General features: G+C 65.6%; 7 protein-coding genes and 2 tRNA genes. 3 read left to right on the top strand and 6 right to left on the bottom strand.

The annotated features are described in order from the left end of the window. Window positions 1-45: 45 nt before the first annotated feature. Window positions 46-119, bottom strand: a tRNA-Gln gene (locus C5708_RS12765). Window positions 120-315: 196 nt separating this feature from the next. On the opposite strand from C5708_RS12765, the gene C5708_RS12760 reads away from it, so the two are divergent. Together C5708_RS12760 and sppA are read left to right on the top strand one after the other, a co-directional pair. Beyond that, window positions 316-392 (top strand) — tRNA-Pro (locus tag C5708_RS12760). A 131-nt stretch (window positions 393-523) separates the two neighbouring features. Beyond that, on the top strand, window positions 524-2,311 hold the full coding sequence (sppA, locus tag C5708_RS12755) for a signal peptide peptidase SppA (RefSeq protein WP_242921679.1): 1,788 nt from the start codon (window positions 524-526) through the stop codon (window positions 2,309-2,311). Window positions 2,312-2,399: 88 nt separating this feature from the next. Here sppA and C5708_RS12750 read toward each other — a convergent pair whose 3' ends face one another. Further along, window positions 2,400-2,696 (bottom strand): hypothetical protein, encoded by a 297-nt coding sequence (locus C5708_RS12750; RefSeq protein WP_242921677.1) that lies wholly within the window; start codon window positions 2,694-2,696, stop codon window positions 2,400-2,402. 159 nt (window positions 2,697-2,855) lie between these two features. After that, on the bottom strand, window positions 2,856-5,822 hold the full coding sequence (locus C5708_RS12745) for a TonB-dependent receptor (RefSeq protein WP_242921675.1): 2,967 nt from the start codon (window positions 5,820-5,822) through the stop codon (window positions 2,856-2,858). Between the two features lie 344 nt (window positions 5,823-6,166). Here C5708_RS12745 and C5708_RS12740 point away from each other — a divergent pair, with 344 nt between their 5' ends. After that, window positions 6,167-6,709 (top strand): hypothetical protein, encoded by a 543-nt coding sequence (locus C5708_RS12740; protein WP_242921673.1) that lies wholly within the window; start codon window positions 6,167-6,169, stop codon window positions 6,707-6,709. Window positions 6,710-6,751: 42 nt separating this feature from the next. Here C5708_RS12740 and C5708_RS12735 read toward each other — a convergent pair whose 3' ends face one another. The 3 genes from C5708_RS12735 to C5708_RS12725 form a co-directional block, all read right to left on the bottom strand. After that, on the bottom strand, window positions 6,752-8,401 hold the full coding sequence (locus tag C5708_RS12735; protein ID WP_242921671.1) for a sulfotransferase: 1,650 nt from the start codon (window positions 8,399-8,401) through the stop codon (window positions 6,752-6,754). Further along, window positions 8,398-9,066 (bottom strand): Fe2+-dependent dioxygenase, encoded by a 669-nt coding sequence (locus C5708_RS12730; protein ID WP_242921669.1) that lies wholly within the window; start codon window positions 9,064-9,066, stop codon window positions 8,398-8,400. The genes C5708_RS12735 and C5708_RS12730 overlap by 4 nt, the downstream gene beginning before the upstream one ends. Before the next feature lie 129 nt (window positions 9,067-9,195). Then, window positions 9,196-12,213, bottom strand: a complete 3,018-nt coding sequence (locus tag C5708_RS12725; RefSeq protein ID WP_242921667.1) for a TonB-dependent receptor — start codon at window positions 12,211-12,213, stop codon at window positions 9,196-9,198. Window positions 12,214-12,327: the final 114 nt, after the last annotated feature.

Below are 12,327 nucleotides of genomic sequence, written 5' to 3'. Positions count from 1 at the left end.
GTTCGCTCGTTCTTCTGCAAAAAGCGAGCGGCGACTAGCGAGCGATGGCTGGGGAACTAGGACTCGAACCTAGAATAACGGTACCAAAAACCGCTGTGTTACCATTACACCATTCCCCAGCGGACCGCGCCGGCGAGGCTTTGTCGGCGAGGACGAAGCGGCCGCGTGTTCGCGAGGCGGTGGAGATAACCCAACCCCCCCGGCATTGCAACAGCCCCATGACGAGGATTTCGCGCCCCCAAAACCGGCTGTGGAAATCCCTCACAAGGCCGCTTGCGGCGCAAAGGCCCCTCCTCTATAAGGCCGCCCTCACGTCGGAGTATAGCTCAGTCTGGTAGAGCACCGTCTTCGGGAGGCGGGGGTCGCAGGTTCAAATCCTGCTACTCCGACCATCACATTTCCCGCCCCGCCCGCCCTGGCGCCCCTTGGCGCAAAACTGCGGGATTGCTGACTTTCTCTTCATTTGACCGCAACGGCGGCATGTTTAGGTTGGCGGTCGCAACCCCTGGGGCGGACTGAATCCATGAAGCAATTCCTGTTGACGATGGCCGGCGTGTTCGTCGGCCTCCTCTTGTTCTTCGTCGGGGTGCCGTTCGTCCTCATCACCATGGCCGCGGGCGCCGCCAAGCCGGCGGCGGTCCCGTCCAACGCGGTGCTGTCGCTGGACCTGCGCGGCGGCCTGACCGACCAGGACCCGCAGAGCCCCTTCGCCGCCTTCAGCAAGCAGTCCCGGTCGGTGATGTCGATCGTCGACGGCCTGCGCCGCGCCGAGAAGGACGACAAGGTCAAGGCCGTGCTGATCCGCCTGCCGGAAACCGGCGTGGCCCCGGCGGCGGCCGACGAAATCCGCCTGGCGGTGAAGCGCTTCCGCGCCGCCGGCAAGCCGGTCTTCACTCACAGCCAGGGGCTCTATCCCGTCGGGATCGTCACCTCGACCTACATGCTCGGCGCTTCGGCGGACGAGTTCTGGATGCAGCCCAACGCGCCGTTCCAAGCGGTCGGCGTCGCCTCCGAGGAGCTGTTCTTCAAGCGCTTCTTCGACAAGTACGGGGTCAAGGCCGAGTACGAGCAGCGCTACGAGTACAAGAACGCCGTCAATCCCTACCTCTATTCCGACTACACCCCGGCCCACCGCGAATCGACGCTGTCGTGGATGACCTCGGTTTACGAATCGGCCCTCGGCTTCGCCGCCGCCGACCGCAAGAAGGAGCCGGCGGCCCTGCGCGCGGCCCTGGAGGCCGGCCCCTACGACGCCCGCGACGCCCTGGCCAAGGGGCTGATCGACAAGGTCGGCCAGGTCAAGGACGTGCAGACCGAGGCGCTGAAGCGCGCCGGGACCAGCGGCAAGCTGGTGGATTTCGACGACTATGTCGCGGCGGCCAAGGCGGTCGAGGCGGTCAGCGGGGCCGGCAAGCCGGTGATCGCCGTGGTCAACGCCGAGGGGCCGATCATCACCGGCTCCGCCCAGAACGGCAGTCCGTTCGGCGATGGCCAGACCATCTATTCCGACGACATCTCCAAGGCGCTCTACGACGCGGCCGAGGACAAGGACGTCAAGGCGATCGTCTTCCGCGTCTCCTCGCCGGGCGGGTCGGACACCGCGTCCGAGCAGATCCTGGCGGCCGTGCGCGCCGCCAAGGCGGCCGGCAAGCCGGTGGTGGTGTCGATGGGCACCTATGCGGCTTCCGGCGGCTATTGGATATCGTCCGAAGCCTCGTCCATCGTCGCCGAGCCCACCACCCTCACCGGCTCCATCGGCGTGTTCGGCGGCAAGTTCGCGGTCGGCGAGGCGTTGTCGCGCTTCGGCGTCGACGTGCACGGCCTCAGCGTCGGCGGCGAGTATGCGGGCGCTTACCGCATGGGCGACGGCTTCACCTCCACCCAGCGCGCGGCCTTCGCCGGCCAGATCGACAAGATCTACGACGGGTTCATCACCCGCGTGGCCGAGGGCCGCAAGCTGCCCCCCGAGCGGGTGCGCGAGATCGCCAAGGGCCGCGTGTGGACCGGCGCCCAGGCCAAGCCGCTCGGCCTGGTCGACGAGATCGGGGGCTTCTATCAGGCGGTCGACAAGGCCAAGGCCCTGGCCGGCCTCTCCGGCAAGGAAGTCCGCCTCAAGACCCTGCCGGGCGCCCGCTCGCCCTTCGACGCCTTCAAGCGGGCCTTCGGCGTCAGCGCCACCTCGATCCGCACGCTGGCGGCGGCCGGCTGGCTGCTCGGCGATCCCAACGCCCAGGCGGCGATGGATCAGATCGCCCAGGCCCGCCTGCGCGACAAGGGCGCGCTGGTGCTGGCCCCGACGCCGGTGCGGTAAGCCGGCCGACAGGCGACCAGAAAAGAGAACGCCCGCCGGTTCGACCGGCGGGCGTTTCGCTTTCAAGGGATGCTGAAGCCGGAAGGCGTCAAGTGCCCGCCTTCAACCCCACCGACTGGTTCTGTTCGAGGTTCCGGCGGTTCTCCATCCGCTGCTCATCCCACTGCTGCCGCGTCATGCAGACCTTGGCGCCGCCCAGCCGGCTGCCGGTTTCAGCTTTGGAGACGCAGATCTTCTCGTTGGGGTCCTTGTGTCCCTTGGTGTTGCCACCCGGGGCGACCGCGGGAGCCGAAGGCGCGGGCTCGGGCGTTCCCGCCTGAACAGATACGAAGGACGACGAAAGCGCGACAACCAACGCCGCACCGAACAACATCTGCCTGATCACTGGGCCATCTCCTCATGGACGCGGCCCTTTTCCCGCAAGCAAGAGTGGTTGTCCAATTAAACTATACCTACCGCCGAGCGCCGATCCTGCAGTCTTCCACAAGCAAGAAGCGGCGAGGACCGGAGTCCTCGCCGCCGATCTTGGAACCGCGCCGACGGATCAGAAGCGCAGTCGAAGGCCCGTATAGTAGCGGCGGCCGATGCCGTCGTAGACGTCGGGATAGGTGGTCCAGCCGGTCGCCTGGCCGGTGTCGCCGTTGGTGCCGCCGAAGCGGACATACTTGTCGAACAGGTTGTCGACGCCGAAGAAGCCGGTGATGCTGTCGGTGATGTTGTAGCGGAGCTGGGTGTTGACGAACACCCGACCGCCGACCACCGGGTTGGGGCTGTCGTTGAAGTACAGCTTGCTGCGGCCGATGTAGTTGGTCTGCACGCTCCATTGGAACGCCCGGTTGGTATAGACCGTGTTCAGCTGCCACTTGCTGCGGGCATACATCACCGTGCCCGCGTCGTGGATGATGTCGTCGTGGCCCGCGCCCTGGAACGGCGTCAGGTCGAACTTGTCGAGATAGGTGTAGACTAGGCTGTTCAGCAGGCTGCCGAGTTGCCAGCTGCTGCTCGACAGATAGGGCAGATCGTTCAGGGCCAGGTTGTAGCTGGCCTGCACGTCGACCCCGGCCGTCTGCCGGCGCGCAAGGTTGGCGTTAGTACGGTTGACGGCGTAGAGCGCGCCGACGTCCGGACCGCTGGCGATGCGCTGGACGTTCGAACAGAAGACCGAGCCCGGCTGGAACGAGGTGGCGGCCGCGCCGTAGCAGTGGTCGAGCGAAGTCTGTTCGAGCAGGGCGTCGATGACGTTGTCGATGTCGATGTTGAAGTAGTCGACCGACAGCGAGAACGGTTCGGTCCACTTGTACCAGCGCGGATTGAACAGCAGGCCGACCGTCCAGGTCTTGGCGGTTTCCGGCCGCAGGGTGGCCGCGCCGCCGTCGAAGCCGGTGACGCCCTGCTTCTCGGTCTGGGTCTGGGTGTAGATGCCGTCGCGCTGAACGCGGGCCAGCACCGCCGGATCGGCCAGGCAGTTGGCGGCGATGCCGCCGTTGACCAGGGCCCCGGACGAGGCGGCGGTGACGCCTTCGCAGGGGTCCTTGACCGACGGGAAGTTCTGCACCGCCGGCGAGTAGAGTTCGCCGATGTCCGGCGCGCGGACGGCGCGCGAGTACTGCGTGCGGAACTTCAGCCAGCTGACCGGCTGGTATTCCAGGGACGCCGCCCAGGCGGTGGTGCTGCTGACCGTCGAATAGTCCGAGAACCGGCCCGAGAGGTTGAGGTCCAGGGATTTGACATAGGGCAGATCGGCCAGCAGCGGCACCCGCAGCTCGGCGAAGATTTCCGAGACCTTGAACTTGCCGTTGGTGGCGGGGGTCGCGTTGCCCGAGGTGCCCCCGGACTGGGTCAGCGGATCGGGCTCGTCCTGAGAGCGCTCCTCGCGGTATTCCGAACCGAACACGGCGTTGACGGTGCCGGCCGGCAGATCCCACAGCTTGGCGTTGACGAAGCCGTTGATCACGAACTCTTCCAGCTGCGAGTCGCGGCTGGAGGCCGAGCGGACGTAGTTGGCGGCCGCCGGGCTGATCGAACCGGCGCCGAACACGTTGAGCGGCACGCAACCCTTGGCGCGGGCGTTGGGGTCACGGCAGACGATGTTGCCGCCGCCCAGGTCGACGGTGTCGACTGCGTTGCGGAAGTTGTTGATGTTGACGTCGCCGTTGGTCAGCTCGAAGTCGTGGGTGCGGCCGTAGTTGAAGCTGACCTCGTAGCTGATGCGCGAGGTCAGATCGCCGCTGACGCCGGTGACCACCCGGAAGGTGGTGCGGTCGATGTCGTTGCCGCGAGCGCCGATCTCGGTCAGGCGGCGGCGGAAGCCGACCACCAGACTTGAATCCGGCACGCCGGAGTTGGCCGCCCTAACCAGCTGCTTGACCGCGTCGGGCACCGAGGCGCTGGTCAGCGGAATGCCGTACTGGCAACCGACCGCGGCCTGACAGAACGGGCTCTGCCCGATCTTGGTGGCGGGATCGTAGTAGAGCTGGCTGCTGGCGAGCGGCGTGGGCTCGATGGTCGAGTGCAGCTCGTTGTGGACGATCGTCGCCTCGGTGAACAGCTTGGCCCAGGGGGTCAGCTCGTAGTTGATCTGGGCGTTGAAGGTCTCACGTTTCGATGGAACCTGCAGAATGCGGTAGGCGCTGCGGTTGAACCCGTCACGGGCCTGGCTGAACGGCAGGATGCTGCCGTCCGGCTGGTAAGAATAGGTGGCGTTGGAGGCGCCGGGACGGCCGACCAGGATCGCGCCCTGAGGCGGCGTGGTCGAGTAGAACGGCGAGATCGTCGAGCGGTAGCTGTTGTTGGTGCCGGTGCCGTCGTCGCCGTTGCTGCCGTCGATGCACATGTCCTCGTCGCAGCGGTCGCGGCCGTAGATGGATCCGATCTTGTCGTAGCTGACCGAGAACATGGCGCTGCCGCGGTCCTCGGCGAAATGGGTGCCGGCGGTGACGGCGATCTTGCCGCGCTCGTCGTCCCCGCGCTCGGAGATGCCGTACTGGCCGTTGATGACCAGGCCCTCGAAGTTCTTCTTGGTGATGATGTTGACTACGCCGGCCAGGGCGTCAGAGCCGTAGACCGAAGAAGCGCCGCCGGTGACCACGTCGATGCGGTCGATCATCTCGGGCGAAATGTCGTTGAAGTCGACGATGTTGGTGCCAGGCACGCCGGGCACGAAGCGGCGGCCGTTGACCAGCACCAGGGTCCGCGAGTCGCCAAGGTTGCGCAGATTGACGGTGGTGATGCCGTTCTCGTTGACGCCGAAGCCGGAATTGGTCGGCGTGATGCCCGACACGCCGGCGGCGGGCAGCTGGCGGATGATGTTGCCGATGTTGGCGTCGCCGGTGTTGGCGATCGCCTTGGCGTCCACCACCGACACCGGGGTCGGCGCATCCAGGTTGGGACGGGCGATGCGCGAGCCGGTGACCACGATTTCGGAAACCTGGCTCGGCTGCTCCGCGGCGGTCTGAGCCTCGGCGGCGCCCGCCACTGCGACAAATAGGCCGCAGATCATCGTCGACGCCAAAAGGCGCCCTCGCGTAGATTGTATTGTCAAAGACGTCCCTCCGAGCAGGAAGACACGCCGATTTTGCCCCCGGCGTGCGCAACCTGAAACTCAATGTCCCGGTCACCCGATTACACTGACGGTAAGAACGACTAACGTTTCTGGTCAATCCAGATTACGATTGCGCGTCAAACATCCGCATTTATGTCGCATCTTGGCCACACTCCGCCATTCTTCACCGGCCCGGCGGCGCCCTTGAGCCCTGCGGGCGTCGGAAGCGTCAGTTCGCCCAGATGCAAGAATCGGTTGCGGCGCGGGGTGGGAAAACGTCTTATCGAGCGCGATAAAGGTCCGTCGGAGGCTCGATGTATTCGTCCCGCGTTTCGGTCGCCGCCGGCGGCGCCCTGACCCTGCTCACCCTTCTTGCAAGTGCTCCCGCCCTCGCCGCCGAGACCGGCGCGAACAAACGCGCCGCCGCGTTCGACGCCGTGCTGGCGTGCCAGAAGGAGAAGGACGATCAGGCCCGGCTCAAATGCTACGACGCCGCCGCGGCCAGCATGAGCCAAGCCGAATCCAAGGGAGAGATCATCGTCGTCGACCGGGCCCAGGCCAACGAGGCGCGCCGGCAGGCGTTCGGCCTGCCGCTGCCCAGCCTGGCGTTCCTAGAGCGCGGGCTGAAGCCGGACGAAGTCAACAACATGGCCGGCGTGGTGAAGGGCGTGCGCAAAACCCTGCAGGACCAATGGGTGTTCACGCTGGAAGACGGCGCGATCTGGCGCCAGATTTCGGGCGACCTGAACCGCGACCCGCACGCCGGCTCCAAAGTGGTGATCCGCAAGGGCTCGATCGGCAGCTTCCTGATGAACGTCGATGGCCAGCAGGCCATCAAGGTGCATCGCGACCAGTAAGCGCCGTCGTATTAGGCCAGGATATCCGCCCCTGCCGGCGCTCTAAGAGCGCTGATAGCCGAAGGCGGCCACCCAGGGCTCCAGAATCGGCAAAATCTCCGAGACCTCGTCGCCATAGCGGCGCCATTGCCCCATCCCTTCGCGATAAAGGCCGCGGCGCACCTGTTTGGCGCTCGGCGTGCGCACGTCGCGCCGCTTGGCGGTTTCAGCGAAATCACGCATCGCTTCGCTCCACGGCACGCCGATAAAGGCGCAGATCGCCTGGACCTCAGTGTCGAAGTCTTCGACCAGGCTTTCGTGACGATGAATGTAGATGTCCAGCGTCAACTTCTCGCGATAGATGTCGGCCAGCATCATCACCGCATCGTAGAGCAGAGCCGCACGCTCAAGATTGGTGAATTCGCTGACCAGCGTGTTGCCGCGGAATCTTCGACGCAGACAGCTGACCACCACATCACGCGGATCACGGCGGGCGAACAGGATTTTCGCTTCCGGGAACAGCTTGGCCACCGCAGGCAGGTAAACCGTATACAACGGCTGCTTGTCGACGAAGATCTTGCCGGCCGGCTCAACGCCGAGCGAGCGGACCTGGCGCCAGTATTCATCCCGCCGCTCGGACGCCTCGGCCTCGCTCAGCTCGGCCAGGGCCTCGACGCCGCGATCGCCATGGAAAAAATCGAGCAAGGTGGAATCGAGCGTGGCCTTCTCCTCCAGGGCGACCATGTCCGGATGGCTGGCCAGAACTTGCTCCAGAAGGGTGGTGCCCGAACGCGGAAATCCGATCAGGAACACGTGCTTACGGGCTTCACCCGACGCCGGGGGCAGCTGCGGACGCGTGCGCCAGACATCAGCGGGCGCATCCCGGAAGACATCAATGATGCGGCGGCAAAGGTCCAGGCCAAGCTCCGCACCGGTCTCCTGGAACCGAACCATGTGAACTGAGCGCAATTGGGCGTTGGCCGCCTTGTAGGCTCGCATCGCCTCCTCGTAGCGCTCCAACGCATCCAATGCCTCGGCCTGAAGGTTGAGAGCGGAGGCCAGATGCAGCGGGCTCATGGCGCGGGCGGACAGCAGGCGCCGCAGCCGCGCCTCGGCGGGCGCGAAGTCGCCATCCTCCATCTCGACGGCGGCCATGGCCAAAACCGCGGCCGGCTGCTCCTCGTCGAGCTTCAAGGCGCGCTCGGCGTATCGGCGAGCGCTGACCAAGTCCTTGTCCTCCACGTCCATCGCCGCCAGAGCGCCGAGCGGTTCGGCGAAGTTGGGGTCGAGGGCGGCGGCGTGCTCGTGCGCAGCACGGGCGCCTGGGCGGTCGCCCAGCGTGGCCAGCGCCAGTCCCCGCCCGTTGTGGGCGTAAGGAAAATCCGGATTGATCCTCAGCGCGCCCTCGAACGCAGCCAGAGCGTCCTCGGGCCTTCCCAGCTTGGAGTGGCACACGCCGATGCTGTTGATGACAAAGGCGTCTCGCGGATTCAGCCGCAGCGCCCGGCCGAGCATGTCCAGCGCCTCGGAGAAGCGCTCGTCCAGTTCCAGCTGATAGGCGGCGAGGTTGAAGAGGATCGAATGCTCGATCCCCTCGGCCAGGCCGGCCTGGGCCAAGGCTACGGCCCGTGTCATGTCGTTGGCCGCGATGGCCGCCTCGACCTCGGCGACGAGATTGGCGTGGCCCGCCGAAGATGCGGCGTTCTGGGTCATCCTGCATCACTCCACATCCGGCGCAGATTGGTCCGGACGTACTGGAACCGCGTGCGGTTCTCCCAACTCATATTGAGCCCTTCGAGGGCGGCGACTTCGTCCAGTTCGTAGAGCAGCTCCCGATTGAACGGATCTGCGATCTGGCTTTCAACAAAGGTCAGCCCGACCAACCGTTCGCCGGCGGTGACCGGCCTGACCTCGTGTAAGGTCGTGGACGGGTAGACGATCGCCGAACCGGCGGCGCCCTTGAAGGCCACTGAAGCCCCGCCGAGCCGCACCGCCAGTTCCCCGCCCTCATAGCTATCGGGCGAGGCGATGAAGACCGTGCACGATATGTCCGACCTCAGGGACCGGCCGCCGATCTGGATAAAGGCCGCGTCGGCGTGGGCGCCGTAGCTCATGCCCGGCGTATAGCGAGCCAACATCGGCGGCGCCATGATCCGTGGGAAGGCGAAATTTCTGAACGGTTCGCTGCGCTGGAGCGCGGCGGCCAGCATCCTCGAGGACTCACCGTGGGCGTCGCCGCCATGGTCGATCTGGAGGTTGTTCTTGACCATGGAATGCGGGCTTGACGCGCGGCCGTCGACGAAAACCGCTGACGCGGCGATGGCGCGCAGGCGCGCGATCTCGTCGGCCGTCAGAACATCCGGAATTTCCAGGAACATGGGCAGGCGGCGCCGAAAGGGACACGGGCGGAAACGCTAACAAGCGGCTAAGCCGCTCGCAATCGTCAAACCAGAAGAAGAAACGGCGGGCCGATCAGCCCGCCGTTTCCCATTAGGCGACCGCTTGACTTAGAAGTCCGCGGTCAGGCCGACGAAGATCGTACGGCCCAGGTAGTCGTAGGTGCCCGGGAACGTATTGCCGTTGCCGAAGGGCGAACCCGAGATCGGGTAGTTGTTCGAGTCGAGGATCGGCGGATCCTTGTCGAACACGTTGTTGACGCCAGCCCGGAAGGTAAGGCCGTCGCGAACTTTCCAGGTGCCCGACAGATCGATCCAGTTGTAGGCCGGGATGCTGGCGTCCTTGGTGTTTTTGCGGCCCGCCGGGTCGCGCATGAACGGATCGTTGGTGTTGGCGTCCAGCGAAACGCTGGAGATATAGCGCCAAGCCAGCGAGACGGTGACCGGCCAGGGCGTGGTCCAGGTGGCGCGGAACTTGTGACGCCATTCCGGGATCGGTCCACCCTGGGTGTTGGTCGAGCAGATCGGACCATAGTAGCCGACGCAGTCGAACGAGCCGCCGCCGGTGACCGGCTGGGTCTCGAACGTATTGGTCCAGGTGCCGACCAGGTTCAACGCCACCGAACCCCAGCCGGACAGACCGACGTCGGCGAGGCCGAAGCGATAGTTCGCCTCGAGATCGACGCCGCTGGTCTTCAGGAAGCCGGTGTTGGTGAACGGCGCGATGATATAGCCGTTGTTGCCGAACAGCTGACCCGTCGCGGGATCGCGATGGAACAGCCCGCAGGCCTGCGCAGAACCGTTCAGGCAACTGATGACCGTCAGGTTCGGCAGCTGCGAGATGACGTTGGCGACCTTGATGTTGAAATAATCGACCGTCAGGTTGAAGCCGCTCAGGAACGTCGGCGTGAACACGAAGCCGACCGAATAGGTGTCGGATTTTTCGGCTTGCAGGTCGGCGTTGCCGCCGAGCAGCGCCGAGCACTGGCTCGACGGACAGGCGCTGATATGGCCGTACTGCGCCGGCGTGACGCCGGTGGTCTGGCAAAGAGCCAGGCTGGCCACGGGCGAAGCGCCGGCGCAGGGATCGGTCCCGCCGAACAGGCCGACCGCAAGCGGCGTATAAAGCTCGGCGACGTTGGGCGCCCGCACCGCGCGGTTGTAGCTGGCGCGGAAACGGATGTCGTCGATCGGCGCGTAGTCGAGCCCGACCTTGTAGGTATGCGTGACCCCGGCCGCGGTGCTGTAGTCCGAGAAGCGATAGCCGACCTCGGCGCTCAGATCCTTGATGAAGGGCTGGCCCTGGGCGATCGGAATCCGGGCTTCGCCGAACAGTTCATAGACGTCGAACGAACCCGAGTTGCTCTTGGACGGACCGCCCTGACCGGAAAGGTCGCCCGAGGCGAACTCGAGGTCGGTGCGCAGGTCCAGAGATTCGCGACGATATTCGCTGCCGAACGCCACGCCGACGCCGTCATTGGCCCAGGGCGTCTTGACGCCGTATTGGCCGAGATCGCCAGTGACCGAGCCGCTGACCACCTGCTCGGTCGTCTGGCCCGACTTGAAGCCCGGCGCGATGACGTACTTGAGCATCGCCGGTGACAGGGCGCCGTACTGGAAGATGTTCAGAGGCACGCAGCCGTCGGTCGTGCCAGACTTGCACTGGCCGGTGACCGGGTCGACCAGCAGCGCGTTCTGCACGCGCACGGTCGAGACGTCGTTGTTGTAGTGCTCGTTGAAGATCGACGTGCCGTACTGGGCGTAGGCGTCATAGTTCCAGCCGTCGCCCAGTTCCCCGCGCGAACCGATGTTGATCATGTAGTTGGTGTGACGCAGGTCGTCCTGGCGCGGCAGGGCGGCGAAACGGAAACCAATGTCCGCGTCGATCGTATTGTCGGCGTTGACGAACCCGGGCGTGCAGAGCTGAGCCTTCGCGGCGGCCATCAGCGGGTTGTCGCAGTTGATCTTGTAGGTGCTGGTCAGGTTCGGCCCCGTGCCGCGGAACAGGCCGCTCGGCGCGATCTGAGCGACCGTATGGTCGTCCGCGAACATGAAGTTGCTGTAGAGGTCGAACTGCTTGTTGACTTGATAGTGCCCGAAGAAGCCCGCTGTGTAGCGGTCGTCGGGGCGCTGGAAGTAGTTCTGCGGGCCGTAGTTGAAGCGCGCCGCGTTGGTGAACGGCACAAGCGGTCCCAATTGCCCGTTCGGATTGGTGGAGTAAGGGGTGCCGGTGACGCCGGTCGCCGTGTTGACGGCCATGAACCGGCCATAGGCGCTGTTGCTCGAGCCGGCGCAGAAGTGAGTGTCGTAGACGTTGCTCGTGACCGTGCTGCTCGTCGCGATCGAGCAGGCCGAATAGTCGCGGTTGCCCTGCAGAACCGCCTCGGTGTGGCGGTAGCTGCCGTAGGCGGTGATGTTGCCCTTGCCGTCCGGCGCGTTGGCGCCGAGGATGATGCTGACGTCCGTGGTGCCGCCGTCGGTGACGTCGCCGGTCGGGATCTTCACCGCGTAAGGCGCGGTCTTCAGGGCCGACAGCGCGTCGCTGTTGCCGTTGGAGTGCTGGGCGAAGCTGTATTGGCCGTCGATGCGCACGCCTTCGAAGTCGTGCACCATCTGGAAGTTGACGACGCCGGCGATGGCGTCCGAGCCGTACACCGCCGAGGCGCCGCCGCTGACCACGTCGACGCGGTTCACCAGCGCGGCCGGGATGTTGTTCAGGTCGGCGACGGGCGTGGCCGGGTCGCCCGGCATCATGCGGCGGCCGTCCACCAGGACCAGGGTGCGGGTCGAGCCGAGGCCGCGCAGGTTCACCGTCGCGGTGCCCGTCGAGCCGTTCGAGACGCCGCCGGTCTGAGCCGCGAACGCCTGAGGCAGGTTGTTGATGAGGTTTTCAACCCCAGTCGTGCCCTGGGCTTTGATTTCCTGGCTGTTGACCGCGGTGAGCGGGCTGACGCTGGTCAGGTTGGGTTGCGGGATGCGCGAACCGGTGATCACCACTTCTTCGACGGTGGCGGGCTGGTCGGCGGGCTTGGATTGGGCGAAGGCCGGCGAGACGGCCACGGTCGCCAGCGTGACGCCGCCGATCATCGTGGATGTCAGCAGGTACGTACGCGTGGATTGTTTCAGCAACTCTTTTTTCCTCCGAACGGAGGAAGGCGCGCTGATCTGCTCCGCAGACCCGCTCCCCTGCCCCCGGCGCGATTGATTCACCGGGGCGTCGCCGCCCCGACGGCCGGAAGTAAG

The sequence above is a fragment of the Caulobacter sp. CCUG 60055 genome, assembly GCF_022750545.1.
Lineage (GTDB): Bacteria > Pseudomonadota > Alphaproteobacteria > Caulobacterales > Caulobacteraceae > PUIC01.
This window is presented reverse-complemented; position numbering and strand designations above follow the sequence as displayed.